At 41.4% G+C, this 21,375-nt stretch carries 16 protein-coding genes and 1 riboswitch; all 16 genes read right to left on the bottom strand.

The genetic code is table 11. From position 1 onward, the window contains the following. Positions 1–118 precede the first annotated feature (118 nt). A riboswitch (purine riboswitch) is annotated at positions 119–220 on the bottom strand. A 71-nt stretch (positions 221–291) separates the two neighbouring features. Further along, positions 292–2,496, bottom strand: coding sequence for a transglutaminase TgpA family protein (locus tag ACR42H_RS01770; protein ID WP_436374542.1), 2,205 nt, complete (start codon positions 2,494–2,496; stop codon positions 292–294). After that, positions 2,496–3,710, bottom strand: coding sequence for a DUF58 domain-containing protein (locus ACR42H_RS01765; protein ID WP_113885305.1), 1,215 nt, complete (start codon positions 3,708–3,710; stop codon positions 2,496–2,498). The genes ACR42H_RS01770 and ACR42H_RS01765 overlap by 1 nt, the downstream gene beginning before the upstream one ends. A gap of 1 nt (position 3,711) precedes the next feature. After that, positions 3,712–4,668 (bottom strand): AAA family ATPase, encoded by a 957-nt coding sequence (locus tag ACR42H_RS01760; protein WP_436374541.1) that lies wholly within the window; start codon positions 4,666–4,668, stop codon positions 3,712–3,714. Between the two features lie 183 nt (positions 4,669–4,851). Then, positions 4,852–6,309 carry an esterase/lipase family protein gene (locus tag ACR42H_RS01755; protein WP_436374540.1) on the bottom strand — a complete coding sequence of 486 codons (1,458 nt, stop codon included), beginning with the start codon at positions 6,307–6,309 and terminating at the stop codon, positions 4,852–4,854. A gap of 147 nt (positions 6,310–6,456) precedes the next feature. Continuing rightward, complete coding sequence (locus tag ACR42H_RS01750) at positions 6,457–8,151, bottom strand: transglutaminase domain-containing protein (RefSeq protein ID WP_436374539.1); 1,695 nt, start codon at positions 8,149–8,151, stop codon at positions 6,457–6,459. Positions 8,152–8,476: 325 nt separating this feature from the next. Further along, positions 8,477–8,848, bottom strand: coding sequence for a hypothetical protein (locus ACR42H_RS01745; RefSeq protein ID WP_436374538.1), 372 nt, complete (start codon positions 8,846–8,848; stop codon positions 8,477–8,479). Positions 8,849–8,977: 129 nt separating this feature from the next. After that, on the bottom strand, positions 8,978–9,529 hold the full coding sequence (locus tag ACR42H_RS01740; protein WP_436376805.1) for a DUF5381 family protein: 552 nt from the start codon (positions 9,527–9,529) through the stop codon (positions 8,978–8,980). A 72-nt stretch (positions 9,530–9,601) separates the two neighbouring features. After that, positions 9,602–10,150: a DUF5381 family protein gene (locus tag ACR42H_RS01735; protein ID WP_436374537.1), complete on the bottom strand. Its 549-nt coding sequence runs from the start codon at positions 10,148–10,150 to the stop codon at positions 9,602–9,604. Between the two features lie 113 nt (positions 10,151–10,263). Continuing rightward, on the bottom strand, positions 10,264–10,815 hold the full coding sequence (locus tag ACR42H_RS01730; protein WP_436376804.1) for a DUF5381 family protein: 552 nt from the start codon (positions 10,813–10,815) through the stop codon (positions 10,264–10,266). Continuing rightward, entirely contained in the window at positions 10,808–11,620 is an 813-nt protein-coding gene (locus tag ACR42H_RS01725) for a hypothetical protein (protein WP_436374536.1), read from the bottom strand. Before ACR42H_RS01725 ends, ACR42H_RS01730 begins: the two co-directional genes overlap by 8 nt. A gap of 9 nt (positions 11,621–11,629) precedes the next feature. Then, a complete protein-coding gene (locus tag ACR42H_RS01720) occupies positions 11,630–12,778 on the bottom strand; it encodes a hypothetical protein (RefSeq protein WP_436374535.1) in 1,149 nt (382 codons plus the stop codon). 139 nt (positions 12,779–12,917) lie between these two features. Next, positions 12,918–13,061, bottom strand: coding sequence for a hypothetical protein (locus tag ACR42H_RS01715; RefSeq protein ID WP_019382387.1), 144 nt, complete (start codon positions 13,059–13,061; stop codon positions 12,918–12,920). 33 nt (positions 13,062–13,094) lie between these two features. After that, complete coding sequence (locus ACR42H_RS01710) at positions 13,095–13,397, bottom strand: WXG100 family type VII secretion target (RefSeq protein ID WP_009336194.1); 303 nt, start codon at positions 13,395–13,397, stop codon at positions 13,095–13,097. A gap of 202 nt (positions 13,398–13,599) precedes the next feature. Then, positions 13,600–14,079: a type VII secretion protein EssA gene (gene essA / locus ACR42H_RS01705; RefSeq protein ID WP_436374534.1), complete on the bottom strand. Its 480-nt coding sequence runs from the start codon at positions 14,077–14,079 to the stop codon at positions 13,600–13,602. Next, positions 14,069–16,900 (bottom strand): type VII secretion protein EsaA, encoded by a 2,832-nt coding sequence (gene esaA, locus ACR42H_RS01700; protein WP_436374533.1) that lies wholly within the window; start codon positions 16,898–16,900, stop codon positions 14,069–14,071. Before esaA ends, essA begins: the two co-directional genes overlap by 11 nt. Next, positions 16,897–21,369 carry a type VII secretion protein EssC gene (essC, locus tag ACR42H_RS01695; RefSeq protein WP_436374532.1) on the bottom strand — a complete coding sequence of 1,491 codons (4,473 nt, stop codon included), beginning with the start codon at positions 21,367–21,369 and terminating at the stop codon, positions 16,897–16,899. Before essC ends, esaA begins: the two co-directional genes overlap by 4 nt. Between the last annotated feature and the right edge of the window lie 6 nt (positions 21,370–21,375).

Genomic DNA, 21,375 nt, shown 5'->3' with positions numbered 1-21,375 from the left:
AAAATATAATTTCTTTGCAATCTCATATATAACCAGCCAGAAGCTCGATAATAAAAAAACCGGAACTCTTTCTCCACAAAAAAAAGTGAAGGCAGAATTCCGGTTTTCACGTATAGCAAAAAGCTTCTTCTGCCTTCATAGTCAGATCATTTACGGCGATCCGGTAGAGACTTTCGAACCATATTATCGAGGATATATGAAGGTTGCATGATTTAATTGTAATACGCGGCAAAAACCGAACAATATGCCGCTGTCTTATTTGCCTATTGTAACAACAGCCCTAAATCCCGGTCAAGCTATTGTCTTTTTAATTAAATTTTCCCACAATTCCTTCGTATCATTCCAGCTTCCTTCTTTTAGAACTCCCCTGTAAACAAGTTCTTCGTAACGGGCTGTCAGTCTGCTCATTTCCCCTGTTGAGAAAAAGCTGTCGATATATTTGGCATACTCCCTTAAGGTTTGGCCGTTTTTCCGCTTTAGCCCGTAGCGGTCCAATTCTTTTAATAGAATCAGGTAAGCCTTAGGGAAATGCTCATCATCCTTCGTCTTTTTAAATCTCCAGATGAAATAATGCGGCATCCATTTGCCCCTCTTTTGGAAAAGCAGGAAAACAAGCACACCAGCTGCCAATACGGCTGCTCCGATTACTTTCCAATTATCTTTAAAGAAAGTTCCCAGACTGTCCCAAAGCTCTTTTATCGAAAACCGCGATTTTTCCGCCGCTGCTTCTTCAGGCATGTCCGGTTTTACAGGAGTTTCAGTCTCGTTTGGCTTTACTGCTTCCGGCTGGCTCGTATTTTGGCCTGCATTGTCAAAGTTGAATTGCACGTTATTATTGAACCCCTGAGTTGGTTCAAATGGAACCCAGCCCATTTCAGGGAAATAGATTTCCACCCATGAATGGGCATTGTTATTTGTTACCTCAAACAAGCGAAGACCTGACCCTAATGACTGCTTGAATTCTCCTTCTGTATAGCCCTTCACCCATCTTGCCGGCAATCCAATGGATCTGGCCATTACCACCATGGAGGAGGAGAAGTTGTCGCAATATCCCTGTTTGGTATCAAATAAAAACTGGTCCACATAATCCTCATTTTCATCTGGAACAGCTACGTCTGTCTGGCTGTAGGTAAATTCTGCCCTTCGGAAATATCTCTCAAGCTCCCTTGCTTTTTCAAACCAGTCCGGTTTCTCTTGAGTAATTTCCAGAGCAAGTTCCCTGACTCTTTCAGGCAATTCTTCAGGCAGCTGTGTATATCGCGCTATAAATTCCCCAGGCAGTGATTCCGCATTTGACCCGGCTGCCTTCATTGCAGTCACACTGTATTCAGGCACCTCGAAGCCTAACTTATATTCTTCCAATGCAAATGGCCGTCCGCCCTCCAATGTCCGGATCTTTTCAGTGGCCGTTTCCAGCTCATAGGTAATGAACGGTGCAGCTTCAATATTATTTAGCCCTATTGGATACACCACATGAGGGTAATTCATAAAGGTATAAACGGAGCTTACTTCTTCAGTGGTTTCAATTGCATCGTTATCGATGAACGATGTAACCGGGATTTCTTCTCCCATTCCAAACGGCTGATATTCTCCTTCAGCCTGGGATGTAATCCATCCTTTGCCTGTATAAGTATCTTTTGTTTCAACCTTCCAATAATGGCGGGACTCTACTTCCGCCCTGAAGACCACAGCGTTATCTCCTATAAAAGGGCCGCCAAGACGGGAATCATCTTCCCCATAGCCGATTTTCTGAATACCCGGGCCATCACTGCCGCTATTTTGTCCATACGACTTAATAAACGGAACAGGATCGGGCCAAATCGGTTCTGCCTTAGGAGCTGCAAACCCTAAGCCAGTACTTAGTGCGATCAGTACGGTCAGCGGAATCATCCATTTGCGCGACAGGGAGGCTTCCTTTTTCAGCCCTTCCTGATCCAGAAGACGGTTGAACGTTAAAATGCCCATAACCGTAAAGCCCGCAATAACTGTTCTGACAATCGCCGCGTCTGCCGCGTAAGGCGTAAAGGTATCCAATACTGTTATATAAATGAGTGTCATAAAAAAGAAAATGAAAATCCGTCTGCGATTAATCAGCCAGTACTGGATCAAATAGGTCATGAGCCACAGCAGAATAAAAAAGAGAAGGCTTCTGAATAAATTTGTCATGCCAGGCCAGTCTCTATCAGTCATTAAACCAAAGTTGTGCACCATGTCCGATGCAAATAAAGATATCCATGAAAATTGGAAAAACGATCCCTCAAAGTACAAATAATGCAATTCATAGAGAATATAAAGCACCTTTATAAAACCGCTTAATACAGGGCTGACACCGAAAAAAGCCAGTAGAAGCGACAGTATAAGAAACACGAGGAAAACAATGACATTGGATGTGTCCGTCAGCTCTTCAACCGGACGAAGCCATTCCCATAATAAGAAAAAGCCCAGAACATAAAGGAGGAAGGAGGTAAGATCTTTCTGTACCTTTGGAGAACTCATCACTTGCTCACCCCCGAAAACACATCTGCAAACTGTCCGTTATGAACCAAAACTACCCGGATTCCCCTCGCATTGGCGGAGGTTTTGAGCAGGAGTTCATCACTGGAAGGAGCTTCATTCTCATTTTTCATTAGAAATATAGTGACAATCCCTTTCTTCGACGTGAAAAAACTGGCTTTCTCTATTAGAGCTTTTGTTAATTGCGCTGTAATAATCATCAGCTGACTGTTCTGCTGTAAAAGAAAGTGCTCTGCTTCAAGAACCCGGTCCACTGCTGCAGCAGAATTATCCTTTATTTTTGCCAAATGATAAAACAGCTGGAGCTGGTGTGCTTCTCCGCCTCTGATTGGAAAAGCTGTCCGCGTTTCTGCTGAAGTCAAAAACCCAGTCTGTGCTCCTTTGCGGAGAATCGCCCTCACAATGGAGGCTGTAAATGAAACGATCGCCTCAAACCGGTTATCCGGTGCACAGTCCATGAGGATATAGACGTCATGTGATTGCCTTTGTTCAAATTCTTTGGTCATAATATCATTCCGCTTAGCAGTAGCTTTCCAGTTAATCCAGGAGAATCTGTCTCCCGGCTGATACTCCCTGATGCCGATGGCCATGGATGTATCCCTTTGCACCCGCTCTTTTGAAGCAGTCATTCCCTGATCATAATGATGTGCCATAGGCTTATAAATGATTTCCTCATATGCCGGGTAGACAATCATCCGGCTCTCAGCAGGAGCTTGCCTTTCTTTTTCTATTAAACCGAGCAGATCACCTGTTTTCATACGGATAGAGGCAAAAAAATGCTCACCCCTCGGCAGGCTATTAATCCTGTATTGAAGGGACATTTCCTTCTGGAACCCAGGAAATAAAAAACGCTTTGCCTCGTTTGATTTCCTGGCATGCTGAAGCTGTTCACTCATCTCATCCTCAATGACCAGATACAATAAGGGAAAAGCTGTTCTTCTGGTTATCTTTAAGGTAATAACTGCCTGTTCACCTGCATTGAATTCTGTTTTCGGCAGGATCCGCTCCACCTTAAAGTCGTTTAAAGAATAAAACGATAAACCAAGTGCGTAAAGAGCAAAAGGAAGAAAGCTGTAAAACAAAAACCAGCTTACGAAGCCGCCCTGAAACATCGCATATGAAAAAGCGAACAGAATAAGCAAAAATAACACAATCAGCTTCCAGGCACCTTTCAGTGTATTTAACAGCTGCTTCATTTTACTTCACTAACCTTTGTACAGGAACAGAAACCCTGGCAATGACCCGTTCTACTACTTCTTCAGCGGTAATGCCCTCGAATTTTGCCTCAGACCTTAAAATAATCCGGTGGACAAAAACAGCAGGCGCCAAATACTGAATATCATCCGGAAGAACATAATCCCGGCCATACATGAATGCGTAAGCCTGGGCTGCTTTCATTAAAGCAATCGAACCGCGGGGGCTTGCCCCTAAATAGACACTGCTGTGGTTTCTGGTCTGATTGGCAATTTCCACAATATAGCGTTTAATCGTTTGATCGACATGCACTTCTTTAATTTCCTGCTGGAGTGAGCGCAATTCAGCTAAATCTATTACAGATTCCAGATCTTCTATCGGCGGAATCCGCTGTGCCCGATTCAGGACCTCCATCTCATCAGCGATATCAGGATAGCCCATTTTCATTTTTAACAGGAATCGGTCCAGCTGGGCTTCCGGAAGCGGATAAGTTCCTTCATACTCTATCGGATTTTGCGTTGCCATAACGAAGAAGGGTTTCTCAAGGCGATGTGTCACTCCGTCGATGGTTACACTGCTTTCTTCCATCCCTTCAAGAAGAGCAGATTGCGTCTTGGGAGAGGTTCTGTTGATTTCGTCTGCTAAAATAATATTGCCCATAATGGGGCCAGGCCTGAACTGAAATTCCATTTCCTTCGGATTATAGATGGATACACCTGTCACATCCGAAGGCAGCAAATCAGGCGTGAACTGGATGCGTTTAAATGTGGCTCCGACTGATTTAGCCAGTGCACGCACCATCATTGTTTTCCCGACACCCGGCACATCCTCAAGCAAAACATGGCCTTCCGCTAAAAGTGCCACTAAGCTTAATTCTGCGACATCCCGTTTGCCGATCATGACTTTTTCAATATTTCCTAATACCCTCTCAATTGCAGGGTGCATTTGATTTCTATCCATGTGAAATCTCTCCCCTTTATCTATATCTCTAATTCCATTAATTTACATTACCCTGAATTTAATTCTAACCTATTATATATTCGCTGTCGCGTTAGAAACTCCTGTGTTTTTTCTTAGGGATGATTCTCTCTTATTCCTGGGTTTGCAATAAAAAAAGACTGCTTCTCAGCAGCCAAACATACATTACTTATATCTCTTTCCACTTTGATCTACATAGAAAGATTCAATGATGGTTCTTTCAAACGGCTCTCCATTTTCAGTCTTGCCTTTTACTTCTGTTGTCACATTGTATACACCTTCATGTGTAAAATCGCTTTCGGTCATGAAGCCAGTCTTTTCTCCTTTGGCTTTTTGCTGCAGTTTTTTCCCTGAAGGATCAAACCCGAAGAGGATCCATTTTGTTTTAAAGGTTTTATGGCTTTTCGCAGACTTGCCCAGAATTTTATCATTTAACGGGCTGTCCAGCGCAACAGTGTATAGATACGAAGCATTTGCCGGAGCCTTTAACGCCCAGTTTCCCTCTTTAGGATAATCTATTTCAAACTGATGAACCCATGCTCCTTTGAAAAACTCGGATTCTTCCTGATACGCTTTTTTCGTTTTATATTCCTTTCCGTCCGGACTGGTCAGTTTTAAAGCGGACAAATTCTTTTCACTTAAAAAAGAAACGGTCATGGATTCTACATTTTCCTCCACGGAAAACTGTTCACTTATTGCACTGACAGCTTTCCCGCCTTTTACAATGGAATGAGTGCCAGGCTGTCTGGCAGCGGATTCAGAGCTTGCTGGTGAGAAAACCGAAGCTGGCTGAGTGATAGTGGTATAGGGCCTGAAAACCGGAAATGTATGGGATCCTTCCCGGATGGTTGTATGATTCCAGCTGCCTTCCTGAACAACGGATGCTCCTGGCAAGCGGGAATTAACCGCCGTCACGACGCCATCGCTTTTCCCATACTGACTCAGATATAACCCTCCCCAATAGAATGCACTGCCAAATGAACCCCATTTTGTGCCGCCAAGGGTATAATATCGATTTTTTGCAGCATTCTGATGGGAATCTGTAAGGCTTCGAAAGTGTTGCATATTACCTGTCTGCAGGGATTCGGTTGCTTCATTATTGTTGCCAAGGAGGGCAGCAAGCCACCAGGCTGCGCTGCTGTGAGCCAGATCTGCGAGCTGGGTGCCATGATGGGGGGAGGATAGGGAGATGACATTTGATACATATGGGTGGGCACTGTAATGAACAAGCGCTGTCTGAATATCCACCCCGCCTTTGCTATAGCCAATAACTGCAAGCTGCTTTCCGCCGAAATAATGGTACATTTCTTGGAGCTTTTCAGCCAGAATCGCACCATTCGTCCACATATCACGGTCATGATGAAGGTCAATGAATGCTGTTTCATACCCATTTGCCAAAGCCACTTCATACATATCATTCCCTTCATGCCAGACAGCTGATGAATTATTATAGCCGTGCACAAACACAAGAGGTGATTTGGAAGGATCAATGCTTGAAGGTGCTTCTCCAGCATACCAATAACCCGGAGTTCCATTGTCATCACCGTCAAAACCGCCAGCCTTCACCATACCAGGGAAAATCAGCATCATACAAAAGATCACTCCTGCCATTTGTATTATCAAGCTTTTCCCCTCCTTAAAGGAGATCCGGACGGAAGTCCAGTCAGTTTAATTTTATAATTTTCAGAATATTTATTGAAGGGTCTTTCGATATAATTTCCACCCATTTTGAAAAAAGCCACAGGAACAAGCCCCGTGACTTTATAGCAATTAATAGGATACACCTGTGCGGTTATGTGTTTTTTCAAACTCTGCTGTATTTGGATCAAAGTATTTTTCATTGAAAGCTGCCACGAATTTATCATCTTTAATATATCCCGCTCCCCATGTAGGATCCATCGTGAGCCAGCTTCCATCCACTTTCACTTCCACCCATGCATGCTTCTGCGGCCAAAATCCGCCGAAAGCAGTCCCTTCGACAAAACGGGCTTCCATATTGCTTGCCCGGAGCAGGGCAATGGCAAGATACGAATAATCCTGGCATACGCCCGTTTTGGAATCCAGTGTCTTGAGTGCACTATCATCCCAGCTGAAGTCATCTGTTTCAAGCTTTTTCACATCATATGAAACGTTTTTCGCGACATAATCATAAACAGCCTTCGCTTTTTCTCTTTCACCGCTTATGCCTTCTATTAATTCCTTGGCCAGTTCAGTAATTTGCGGTGCATCTGACTGGACGCCTCTTGAAGGCAGAAGGTCCCGCTTATCCTCGCCTGTTGACTCTACCTCAAACTTGGCAAATCCATAATAACGGAAATAATCACTGTTTTCTTCTTTAATTTCAGGAACACTTAACGTGACTTCATATGTGCCCGGGCCGAACCTTAAATAAAACGAATCATCAAATGTGAAGTCTTCTACCGGGATAACATCCAGTGCTTCGTCCTCTCCCTTTTTAGTGGTAATGTAAATATGATCGGTTTCAGGACCGAATTCTGCCTGCGGATCAATTTTTCCTTTTACAGAAAAGACACCGTCAGATTCCTCACCGCCATATTTCGGGTATTCAAGCGCCACTCCCCGCTCCTCATACGTTTTAGAATATTCGATAGGGCTCATCGTCCTATCAGACTCGTTATCTATTAAGATGGTTGTGGCCGTCTGATAGTAATTTTCCCTTTCCTTGTCAGGAACAAGCACCTCAAGCTCGTGAAGCCCTTTCCCATAGAATAAGGGCACTTCATAAGAAAACTTGCCGTCCTTAAGCGGTATGACATGCTTCCACATATCCGATTCCTTATTCAGCTTAAGCATGATCGTATCGCTGTCTGATAGACTTCCTGCTTCCCCTTTTAAATTGAATACTTCATTGCCTTTTATATAGCTTGATTCAATATCCAAATCCAGTTCTGCCTCCTGGCCAAACGGAGTAAACGTCACATCCCGTTCCGCAGTTGGATTTACATTGTGGACAGTGAACGAGGCAAGATCATAATAGTAATTCTCACTATCCGTGCTTGGAAGCTGTACGGTTACCTTATACTCGCCTTCTCCATTAAATAAGCGGATATTCTGCTTGAACTTCCCTTCTTTGATGGGTGTGTAGTATTCAAGATCGTTCCCGCCCGGTCCATCCTCTGTGGAACGAACCTTGATCCAGGCATAGTCTGACTTTAGGTCCGAATACTTCTCAACCTCTCCCTGCACAGCCACCTTGCCATTTGCAGCAAATTCCTTATATTCCGGATTCTCCAAAGCTGCTCCGACTTCCTCGCTGTAAGAAGTCAGCTCGAGAGGTTCGAGCTCGAGTTCCTTGTTTTTCTCTTTAACCAGTTTTTCATATTTGTCTTCTTCCTTTTTCTCTGCTTTGGCCTCTGACCTGCTTTCTGAGCTGCTGCAGGCTGAGAGGAAGAGGAAGCTGGTTAATACTATCATTAATAGGGTGATGGGGCTTTTCTTTGGCATGGTGTCCTCCTCTATTAAAATATTTTTATTTTAATTACGAGCGCTAAGCCATTATGGTTTCAGGGACTTAACCTCCTTGTTTTTTTAAACAGCCAATTATGGATAAAAATAAAATGAGCACTCCCCATATCAAAGCCAAAACCAAAAGAATTGAACCCCCTTCTTCACTCCAGCTCGATTGGTTTATATAGAGAAATAAGATAGCTATTAGCAGCGCCAGATTGCTTTTCCAAAAAACGAGAACCCTCTCTTTAATGAGAATTTCTTTTGCTCCCCTTTTGCAGTCAAGATCTCTTTTCCCTCCCCAGATTATTAACTACTTGTATTAATTAAAAACAGCCATCAGACCGAATCCTGTAAAGATAAGAAAGATAAAGAAAAATACAGATGCCAATTTATTAAGAATGAAAGGGAGCCTATTTAACAAATTTTGAATATGATAATTTATACCTGAGGTGATAATAGCAATATACTTAAAACAATAGTCAAGGAGAGTTTTAGGCTTTTCATACACATTTACTTCATAAAGGATAATAACCAGTTTTTGAGCGAAAATAGAAAAGAACGCAAAAACAGCATTTGCTGTAATCATAAGAGCAATATAAGAACTTGGAATTGGGATATCAATGCCAGTCAAAAATAAGGAGATGCATGTCCAGATTAGAAATACTGCTGCAAAGGCGGTTAAATTTTTCATATTATTCTCCTTCCGATAGGAGAGAGACGGCTGATCTCAAAACAAAAGCTCTTTATAGGGGTTGACCCTTAAAGAGCTGTATTGCAGTTCCTAAATTCAAAGTAATTATCAAAAAAACTTAGACAAGCTTTACTCAATCCTATGTTCCTGCCTAACATAGTTATCTTCTTCCCTTAACTTATCCAAGTCGATTTTCCGATCCCATACCTTCCTGGCATTATCAGTCATATAAGGAAAAATATATTGATCAACAATTACCTGAAAGTCACCATCATCCAAAAGATTATAGGTGCGAATCTTTATTTTTTTATCATCGAAGGTTTCAATAACAATATCATTTATAAGGTTTAATGGGTTTCTTATCAAATCAATATTTCGGATGTTCTTTATTAAAATAGGGCCTTTTGGCGAAATAACTGTACCATTCTCTCTGGGAACAATTTTTAGCAAAACCTTTCCTGGAATAAAACCAGGCAGATTCCAGAGAGTGATATACAAATAAAAAGGAGTAAATATTATTCCTCCGCCAAGATAGAAAAAGGAGTATTTGGAGTTAAATTTTAATCCATGTATAATTAGAAAAATGCATGCTATTAAAAATCCTGCCGCGGCTAGAAACATTAATACATAATAAAATTTCGAGCCTTTTATAATAACTGCATCCCCTATTTTATGAACCATTGACAAGTAATACTCCCCTTTCAATCAGACAGAAAAACTAAAGAAGAGAGATTTACACATAACAGATAGTCTTTATTCAGCCTTTGGTTGTTGCCTCTCATAATTAGCCTGCTGCCGAAGATTCTCTAAGTTTATTTTTCTATCCCAAACTTTCTTTGCATTCTCAGTCATATAAGGGTATATATATAGGTCAACAATTATCTGATAGCGAAAATCACCAATAAGGTTATACGTGCGAATTTTAATTTTTTGATCATTGAATGTTTCAATAACAATATCATTAATTAAATTTAATGGATTCCTTACAAGATAAATGTTTCGTATATCCTTAATTGGAACAGTGCCTTTTTTTGATTTAATCAAACCATTCTCTCCGGGTATAATGGACAGCAAGGTATTACCTGGGATTAAGCCTGGTAAATTCCAAAGTGTAATGTAGAGATAAAAAGGAGTGAAAATTATTCCTCCGCCAAGATAGAATAAAGAGTATTTAGAGTCAAACTTCAATCCGTGAACAATTAGAAAGATACAGGCTATTAAAAAACCTACAGTAGCAAGAGACACTAAAATACACATGATGTTTGAACCCTTTATGGTTATATGATCTTTGTCTTGAACCATCGATAAATATTAATCCTCCTCTATAACTGAGAAAAATAAAAGGAGTACTTTTTTCTCTCCCCTTGAGAAAGCCCTCTCTTATGAGAGGACTTGTTAGACTGATTCAATTTATCTTATTCAATTTTAGGTTCTTTTCTCTCGTATCTCGCCACTTTACGAAGACGTTCAAGATCAATTTTCCGATCCCAAACTTTTTTTGCACTTTCATCCATATAAGGATAAATAAACTGATCTACAATCATTTCATAATCTAAGTCCCCAAGAAGATTATATGTTCTAATTTTTATCTTTTTATCATTGAATGTTTCTATAACAATGTCATTGATTAAATTTAAAGGATTTCTGACTAAATTGATATTACGAATATTACTTATAGATACCGTATCTTTTTTAGCATTAACTGTTCCCTTTTCTCCCGGGAATATTTTAAACAAAACCTTTCCTGGCGTTAATCCAGGCAGGCTCCAAATAGTCAAATAAAGATAGAAGGGAGTTAATACGATTCCTCCGCCAAGATAGAGGAAAGAATATTTAGAATTAAATTTCAGTCCGTGTATAATTAAGAAGATACATGCAAGTAAAAATCCTACTGTAGCTAAAAACATCCATACATACATGAACTTAGAACTTTTTATTAATACAGCTTCTCCTTTTTTCTCAATCATGGACAAGAGGAATTCCTCCTTGGACAGAATTGTTAAATAATAGGTTTCTAATAGATCTCTCGTCTGCCCTTTGAATATTTAGATCGAGATTATCGTCTCTTGTAATCATCCAGAAGTCCAATTTCCCAGGAACAATAAAAATTAGGTCAATTAAATCAGGATTTTTTGCAGAGTCATATTTAAGACTAAGTAAGCTATCCATTCTTCCTTTCCTATTGGAAATATCTTCTAAAAACTCAAATGAGAATGAACCATTAACCCTATTTTCCCATTTTTGAGCAGTAGATTCAGACAATGAATCTGATTCACTCATATCACCTAAAAATTCTTCAAATTCTTCATTCTTTAGACTAAAAAGTACTTCATCCTGTAAAGGCAGCTTGCTAATATTGAAGAATCCTTTAATACTTGGTATTATATCTTCTGGTGTGGATTTGGTAATATAATGTACTTGATGGTCATGCAATAACTTATGAAGATAAACTTCCCCATTTCCAAAGTGAAAAGATATGTTTTCTTCCCCTTCGAACTTTAAATCAAATCTAGAAGCTTTAACCGTCTTCTCCGCATTACTCAGAATATTAATATAAGACTTATAGTCTTCTTTTAATCTATATTGATTATTAATCTCTACGGCCATATCTTTTGCCAGCAAAGAGCGAGCTGCAAACTCCAGCAGTAACTTCAATTCGGAATCCTGGAGTGAAGGAAAGTACGTCTCTTTCATAGATATTCCTTCTTCATATAGCCCTTCACTATAAAATGCAAAGATTAATTCTTCTATACTTAGTTGAATGGTGCTCATATTGCCTCCTTAAAAAAACGATAATTTTTTATCTAAAAACCCTTTTGCTCCATCTAATAAAGATCCAGCTGTCTCCTTAGCCTTTGACAGCCCTTTTCCAATATCTTTAATTTTCCCTACCGGATCGGACATTGTTTCTTTAATTTGTTTATTAACAATATCAATACCCTTATTTGCTGCTTCAACAGCTTTTCCAGCTTTCTCAAACCCACCTTTAAAAAACTCGACTCCATGGTGTAAAGGTTCCTTAATAAGGATAGCACCTTTTTCAGCAATACCAGCAGTTAAATTAGCAGCTTTCTCTCCAATAATTCCACCAACGAATGAACCAGCAGCTGCACCCACTACTGTTCCAACCGGTCCAACTAAACTACCTAAAGCCCCACCTATTACTGCACCTGTAATTGCTCCTCCTGATATAGCTACTGTATTATTTACAGCATTACCAATCGCTTTAGCATTTTCACGCTTCAAAACATCCGGGTTATTTCCGTACTTAGCATAGTTCTCTGAAATTTTAAGCCCCATTCCTCCGACTTCCATTGCACCGGTTAAAACAACTGTACTTAATGCATTTGTTTTAGCGAATTTGGCACCAGTACTAACAAAAGATTTGAACGTAGTTGGATTAAAAGTTTTATATTTAATTTCATCAAAAAAGGCTCTGGAGCTACTCGCAAACTTAGCAACATCATCCGGAAGGTATTTTGCAATTTTTCTATGAATTAAATCCGCAAGTGGTACATCTTTATACTTACTTCTCAAATATAATGGACCCAGGAACGCTCTTGCCATCGTTCCCAACTTTTTAGATTCGTCAATTTTATCTGTTACCTTCTGAAGGGCCGCCATATGTTTATAGGTGAATACACCATCAGCATCCTTTATAAATTGAGTAAAGCCTAACCCGTAAAAAGCAAGCTGTTTTGTCATCAATGCTCCGAGAGCTGTTACGGCACCATATTGCTCATATAGCTTATACAACTTACCGACCAGATTATCTGCGTCAGCAAATTTATTCGCGACCATTCTCAGGTCAATCTCCATTTCACTGAGCTGCCCAACCAGCTGATTACCTGTACCCCAAGGATCCCCTACATGATAGAAGCAATGCCTATATTCCGCCGGAGCGCTGTTAATCAAATCTGCAAGCTCCATATGGAGGTTTCTGTATTCGTCTTCAATTCTGGACAAACGAGTAACCAAGTCATTTGCCAGGTCTCCCAGGCGATCTGGATTGACAGATATTTCATTTCCCATTTCAATACCTCGTTTCTTTTCGGATTAGTTCTTCTAATTAAATTAAATTAATTATTTGATATCCAACTATTAAAACTTGAATTGGCAATATAAAAAGGTCTGCACATCCCGGCACCGCTTCCCCATCATATCTCTTATTCTTGTCATATGAACCTTTTTTCTTCTCTTCATTATTAGACATAAAAACCCATCCAATCTTTATATTCTTCAATTATTATTTTTCCTTAAGCCTGGCCAATCTCTCTAATTCTCTTTGTCTTTCAATTTCTTCTCTGACTCTGTCAACTTCATTCGCAGCGCTTTCCAGTTCTCGGCTGATGTTATAAAGGTTATCAGAGTGCCTTTGGAAGAGGACGCCTGCTTCTTCCAATGCGGAATCAAATTTGTCCCGGGCTTTGCCTTTCCATTCATCTGCATGGTTTTGGACACTTTGCTTTAGTTTGAATTCCTCTGTTTTGATATCATCTGAAGCTGTTTGAAACACCCTTGCCAGGGCTCTTACATGTGATGAGTTCATTTTGACACCTCATTTTTAAAGTTATTCTATCCAATAATTTTAAAGTCTCGTCATCTGGCTATTTGCCAGAGATTTTCATCTCTTTCATCCCTAATTCTTTATTCTATTTTTAGAAGCCAGTTATTTGAGGGGAGTTTGCTGAAGAATTTGGTTGCAGTATTTATGTACATGTCTCCAAACCGGAGACATGTACGGGAATTATTTAATTGTCGGCCTGCTTAGCCATCCTCGGTATGAGGAATCCCATAATCACACCTATGGCAATGATAAGCAGAATAATATAAAGATAGATTAATTTGTTATCTTGTTCAGTTGGAGTTTGATCCTCCGCCTTAAAAAAGCTTTCCTGTTTAGAATCGGAAAAAAGCTGAAGCTGGTCTGCTTTTGCGGTGATGGTATTATTAGTGGTTTCACCGCCATCGAAAAGCTGCTCCTTCACTTCCTTTAAAGGATCCAGGTTCTTTTTTGTAAAAGTAAGATCCTTTTGTTCTTCGGGGATCTCTTTCTTATTTTCAAAAAGCGATTTTTCATGCAAGTAATTTGTGTTCTCTTTGAATTCCTTTTTTTCATAGGTATTCGGGGTTAAGTTATTAAAGTCAGGGGTCGCCCCGGCGGATTGGCCAGCTATCAGCCAAAACGCCGGGATCAACGCCAGGACTTTAAGGTATTTATTAAGCTTCATAAGCCTGATCCTCATCCCTCTTTGTACGCAGGTCTTTTATCGACCGGACTGCAAATGGAATGATGGCTAGCAAGATGATAACGCCAAGCAAAATGATGATGGCTGGAATAAACAATGATTCTGAATCATACTGGATGGACATATATACCTTGGACATTGGATCTTCATAGTTAATATTCGGTGCTGTAAGAGCCAGGAACGGACTGATGAAGAAGGCAATGAGGCCAACGCTCAAAATCCATCCTGCCAGATTGCCGATCTTGAATCCTGCCAGCACAATGGCTGAGGCTGCAGTCAGCAGCAATATGGTGAAAATCGTCCACTCAATAGCCCGATCCTGTTCCATTGAGTAAATATTAAGGCCAAATATGCTGATGATCAGACCAACAATAAGATTCAGCAGCACAAACATGGAAGCATGGACAAGCATCGGCGCATTTTTGAAATAATGGCTGAAGTATCCGATCATTAAACTGCTGAGCAGGACAATGGCCAATACAACAACCGGCGGCAGCTTGCTTTCTTCTTTCTTTGCAGCTGTTTCTCCGCTGATTTGAAGCGGATTGGATAATTGCTCGTATACCGGGCCATTCTTTTGGCCATTCACATAGGTGTTACCAAGAAGATTGTAAATATCATCCCGGAACATCTGAGTCGTCTCTACGTTCGAGCCCCACTTGGAATTCAGTGTATCCGCATCCTGCTGGACACTTTGCACCTTTTGCTCAAGCTCACTAGTATAGGAAACGATATTGCTTTGGTTTTCCCCGATGGACCCAACAAGATCATTAATCATCAGCATTCTTTGGCTGATTCCTTCCTGTTTGACCATGACGGAGGTTCCGTCAATGCTATCTACAGGAACTGGTGTATTCGTTGAGGAGGTTTGAATTTGCTCCCTAACTGAATTGGCATTTTCTTGGAGAGCAGATAAATCTGTCTCTATGGCTGCTTGCTGTTCTTCAATTTTTTTATTGTATTCTGTGAAGAATGCCGTAAACTGGCCTTCCAGGTCTGTCAGCTTTTGCTGAGATGATGGCATTGCTGTGTTTAGGCTATGCCATACTTTTTGTTCTTCCTCGTTCACAGCTACAATAGAGTTTAATTTCTGTACAAGTTTTTCTACCTTTTCAGGATTTTGACCGTATGAATTTTTTATTAAATCTTCATATTGAATGAGTGAGGCATAATACTCCATCATTTTTACAGGTTTAGTATTCGTAATTTCATTATTAAAAGCAGCTAGGTTAAAACCGAGTTCTATGATTTGCTGTTCTTTCTCCTCTATAAGGCTAACCATAGAAGAGAAACTCATTGAAGCCCCAAGTTGATCTAAAAGGCTATTCTTTTCTTCCTCTAGACTTTTGTATGCTGCATCTAAGTTGGTAAGATCTTCAATTAATTTGGCATTTGCTGCTTGAAGTTCCTCCACTACTTTTTGCAATGGATTTTCTCCAGAATCCTTCGCTGCCAGTTTTTGCTCAACTTCTATTAGGCGCTGGGATAAAGCAGGTAAGACAGTCAAAGCAGTAACAACTTGTTCCGGCTTGGTACCTTCTATCGTCTCTAAAGATGTTTTCAAATTTGTAATCTCTTTTTCAACGCTTAAAATTTCATTTCTTTCTTCTTCCATACCAGGTAAAGATGGAGCTTCCAAACTTGCAGCTGTTATAGAATTTGGTTTGGTTCCCCCAGGATTTTTGTTGGATGCTGCTCCTGATCCTGCACCTGGATTCCCCGGTTGTTGTCCATTGGATAGCTCCCCTTTCAATAAGCCGATATTTTCAGCTGCTTTATTGAATGAAGCTGCTTCTTGTTCTTGAAAATATGTTTTTAAGGCATTCATTTGCCGACCTACCTGATCGTTACGGATAGCCGATAAATCACCAAACACTTCACTATTCTCTTCAAGCTGCTTTTCCACACCATCTATCCCGCCAGCTAATTCCTGATTCCCCTTATTCAATACACTAAGAGCCTCAGAATAAGTTGGCATCTGTTTTCCCGCAACAGCTTGAATATCGACAACATTTTCATCCTGCATTTTTTGAAGGATATTCTGCTGATTATCCTGGTATTCTTTGTACTGATCTACAAACTGTACAAACGAGCCAAGGTTCTCTTCAAATTGGCTGAGGTTGTTTTCACCCTCGGCAGTGCTTTCAGCAGTAGTCTTCACTGTCGATTGAATGCTCTCCAGCATATTGCGCTGCTGTTCGATTTCCGCTGCCAGGTTCTTTGAGCTGGGCTTATAGAAAGCGAGCATTGCATTCTGGAAGTCTATTTCTTTTTGTAATATGGTATCGAACTGGGATTTCACATTTTCCAGGTCCTGTGAAACATAGGACCAGTACAAGGTTGAAATCTTTCCATTAACACGGTTGGTGGCAGTCTGGATCTCACGCAGAACCTTTTCCCGATTCAGTGAGTTCAGCTGGTTCTGTACCGTATATTCAAAACTTGCTTTTTCAGGCTGCTGGCTTTCATAGGACATGATGTTCTTTGAAAAGTTGGATGGAATATAAACGACTGCGTCATACTTGGTATTTTTCAGCCCATTCTCTGCAGCACTTCTGCCGATGACGGTCCATTCATACTGCGAGCCGTCCTGGAGAATCGATGTAATTTCCTCTCCAAAATCAAGTGACTTCTCTTCCTTGTCAGCACCTGTATCTTCATTAACAACAGCTATGGTTCTTGTGGCATTCTCCCTGACTAGCAGAGGATTATCGCCAATGGAGCCAAAAAAGATGGCTGGCGCGGCGATAATCAGAAGCATCACCAAAACCATTTTCACGATGTATTTTGTTTTGGCTGTCATGCTAAGACCTTCCTTTCAGTGGCACATAAAGGAATTTGAATTTTTAATTCCTTTCCGTTTATAACGTAATAACCATATCCCGGCTGAATCTCTGCCTCTTTCCGGTCGTATGGAAGGGTAAACAGCGTCTGCTCCGATTTTTTCATCAGAACGATCGCCTGTCGGATCTGTTTGATTTCTGCTGTTAAGGAATCGTATCCTTTTGTCAGTTCATTATTGCTGCCTGTAACGATGACACTAAAGCCTAGATGGCTGCCGTTTTTCATCAGCCTTGCCAGTTTTTCCTGCAGGCTGTTATCCAATGTCTGCGCAAAACGGGAGTATCCATCCACAGCCAGTACGATTGGCGGGAACTCTAAATCTGTCTTGCCATGCTGAATTGCATTTAGATACTCTTTCTCCCTGAAGGATAACTGTTCTTCCACCTGTGAAGCCCAATTGCTGATTTGTTCCTTTGTTTCGATATAGACCGACTTTTCCTCGCTGGCATAGGATGATAACCCTCTGTCAAAGGAATCGAAGATACCGACGGACTCTGCACCCTGACCAAGCATGTGATTGATCATGAGCTTAAGAACATTTGTCTTTCCTTTTTGGGCCTGCCCCAGGATGATGCAATGTTTCGTTTTATTGAAGTTCGCATAAACAGGTTTTACAGATTCCTCATCAAGGCCAACAGGCACAAGTCCTGGCTGAGTCACTCCTGTAGTGTAGCGGGTAAAGTTAATCGTATTAAGCTCTGCTGGAAGCATCGGCACCTCTTCAGGCAGCCTGAAGCCTTTGTATTTCTCTTTCAGTTCCTGGATGTCAGCCCGGATGGCTTCCATAATCTCAAAATCATCCTTGCCATCTGCCGGCAAGAATACCTGTGAAAAATACGCCTCTTCCATTTTAATAATGGCTCTTCCCGGTATAGGCTCAGGTGCGAACGGAACTCTTCCCAGTACGGAGTATGCCTCGCTGCTGTCCATCAAATAATGGACGACCTTCGTTTTGAGGTTGTTCATAAGCGACTGTCTGATCGAATTGATCCGCGTCGCAGCAAAAATCATATAAATGCCGAGTGACTGTCCGTCCCTGGCAATCTGATTAATTTGCGTTTCAAGCTCCTGCATTTCTTCTTTTACTAAATCAAAGTTATCAAATGTGATATATACGAGCGGCAATTTCTCACTGCTCATCGAATTGTACATCTTAATTCCGCTGACTTCCTGCTGCTGAAACAATAGCTTCCTGCGGGCAATTTCATCCTTGATCAGATTCATGAACTTTTCAATTTTGCGCTCTTCATCCATCAGGAAGAAGTCGGCCGTATGCGGAAGCTGTCTTAGCGGAAGAAGTGAGCCATTGCCAAAATCAAAAATATAATAATGTGCTTCTTCAGGAGTTCGCTTTTCGGCAATGCTAAGAAGCATTGTCATAATCGTATGGGATTTTCCATAACCGGAGGAGCCAAATACCCCCACATTACCATCCTCTATGATTTGATAGCTCAATGGATACTGGCTCTGCTTCTCAGGCTCATCCACCATGCCTAAATGAATCTCATAATTCTCTTCTGCGCGATGGAGCTTCCTGCTTAAACGCCCTTCAAGAGGCGGAAGCCACGGACTTCTAAGCTTTTTAATGCCCATCGAAGACTGTGTGGCTTCTATTTCCTCCACCACTGCTTCAATTTCTGTTTTTCCGCCTTTTTTCTTTCCTTGGCGTGAATTAACATCCGATAATGGCACAAGGCCCAAGTCGGTTACGATTGCAATTTCATCCTCTGTCTCTGAGGAGTCATCCAAATATGGCGCTCCGCTCCATGCAGATTGGAAGAGCTCATAGACTTCATTATTACCGACTTGCAGGTAGCCGCGTCCGGTTACGGTAATAGCTGCTGCATCTCCGTTTTTGATGATCTCCCGGCTGTCATCTGTATCCTGAACCTTTAAAGCCACCCGGAACCGGGCATTGCTCCAGATCTGTTCATCAATGACACCGCCTGGCTTTTGGGTTGCCAGAATTAAATGCACTCCCAGGCTTCGCCCAATTCGTGCAGCACTGACAAGCTCCCTGATGAATTCCGGCTCTTCACTCTTAAGCTCTGCAAACTCATCGGAGATTAAAAACAAATGCGGCAGCGGTTCCTTCGCCATCTTGTTTTTATAAAGGTCTGTGTAATCATTGATGTGATTCACCTGGTATTGATCAAAAAGCCTCTGCCGTCTTTTTAATTCACTTTTGATTGAGGCAAGTGCTCTTGAACTGAAGTTTTTGCTTCCCTCAATATTCGTAATTGTTCCAAGCAGATGCGGCATGTTCTTAAACGGCTGGGCCATTCCCCCGCCTTTGTAGTCAATCAGCAGGAATGCGACCTCATGGGGGTGGAAGTGAACAGCAAGTGAAAGAATATAGGTCTGCAGGAATTCACTCTTACCCGATCCCGTTGTCCCAGCCAGCAGTCCGTGCGGGCCGTGCGCTTTTTCATGAAGATTCAAAAGCGACAGATCTTCCTTTCCTTTTAATCCAATTGGTACCGCCAAAGATCTGGAAGACTCTTTTGTGAGCCAATTCTGCTTGATTGGAAGCTTTCCTACTTCCTTTACTTTCATCATTTCCAGGAACGAAACGCTATTTGGAATGGAATTGGTCATTCCAACCTGATGATCAAGCGTTCTTAACAGACGGGAAAATTCCTCATTCCCCTTCTTCTGATGAGCATCAAGCCTAAATGGGATGTTCACGGCCTTTTTGTCCTGAATCAGAATGTCTCCTTCTTCCTGATTGACATATCTGACAAGTGTTTGAATATTATCATGCAGGCTTTCTTTTGAATCAGCCGCAAAAATAACGGAGAGTCCCATGTTGGAGTGGCCGCCCTCCAAATATTCCAGAATCACATGATCTGCAATCAGCTGCTGATTGGCAATGATAAACACCAGATGCGGAGAATACACCTGCTTTTCCTTATTTTCATCCAGATCCCTTTCTCGCAGGATTTCATAAATGGAAGATAACAGCTGATCCCTCGTTTGTTCGTTATATATCAGCCCTTTTGCATGTGCATGCGGCATCTGGAAATGCGGAAGCCATTTCAGCCATTCCCAATTCTTATATTCCTTTTCATTAAAAATAAATACAAACCGCACATCATGGTAGCTGTGGAAAAAGGCGAGCTGCCCAATGATCTGGTGTATTTCATTCTTAACAACCGACTCTTTTCCGATCAGCCCGATTGGCCCCTTAGCAAGGTCAGCCACCACAGGCACATTTCTAACCTCTTTATAAACTTTTTCCATCTGCTGTGACTGTTCAAGCAGGTCATCAATTTCACGGTTAGCCATGTCCCCTGAGCTGACCTTAACATCATAGCTCGCAGGCACATTACCGGTTCCAAGCCTGAACTGCAGAAAATCAAAACTTTCAAGAGGCCTCTCCCAAATCCGGTCAGATATATGGCTTGTGAAATATTTCATTTTCTCAAAAGAAGGAAAGTGGAATTCCAGAACATGCTTCTGCTGGTCAGACAGTACCTGCAGCTCTTTCCGCTTCTCTTCCAGGTAGGCAGTATACACTCGATGTCTGCGCTCTTTCCGCTTCTTTTGGTTGCTTTTATCCTTAAAGTATTGAACGGTAGATGTGACTAACGTGGTCATGAACATAACCATTGAAATGATAATAAAAATTCCTCTTGGCTGAATTAGGGCCACGATGCCCATCACAATCAGCATAATCAGCGGCGGCATAATGATCATCCATAACCCCCGATTAGAATCATCAGGCTCCTGTGACGGAAAGGATAGAGAAACTTTTTCATCCGGCATCTCATAAATCATTCTTGGCGTTCTGCGATAGAGCGGATATTTCTTTGCCATCTCTGATTGCGGCCTGATCGTAATCGGAAGCTTAGATTCATAGTTTTCAATGCTGTCGATCTGGAAAAGGTCCTCTTCCAGGATTCGAATAGACATAAATGGGAAGAACAGCACATCTCCGATTTCAAGGAAAACTCTCTCTTCAGCTCTTTTTCCGTTTACATAAAGCTGTCCTGATTGTGGTTCTGCCCTCCAGCCGTTATTTGTCTTAATCAGTTCGAAGGAATTGCTGGCATCCATTAAAATGCCGCTCTTTTTATAAATCGATGCTTCCGGGTTTTCAGAGGAAAATTCTATTTGCTTTTGATAGCCAGCATAGTAGGTCTGGCTATTCATATTTTCAGAAGTTACGAGTATCGTCAGGGTCTTCCCATCATCTTTTAGCTGGAAGGGTTCCCCGTCATTTAGCTTTCCGAGAACCGACTCATTTTGCCTCACTTCATAGAAGCTGTCGTGCCTTTCTATTGACACAGCCCCTTTTGTGAAAGGGAAATCTCTTATTGTCACCAGCTGCTCAAGCTCTGGGCCAATGGTGATCCTGCCGCTTCTTTCAAATGGCATAGACAGCTGCTGGCAGTAATCGCTGTAAAACAACCAAAACTGTTCCATCTCTCC

Source organism: Cytobacillus sp. BC1816, assembly GCF_051353635.1.
Taxonomy (GTDB): domain Bacteria; phylum Bacillota; class Bacilli; order Bacillales; family Cytobacillaceae; genus Cytobacillus; species Cytobacillus oceanisediminis_C.
This window is presented reverse-complemented; position numbering and strand designations above follow the sequence as displayed.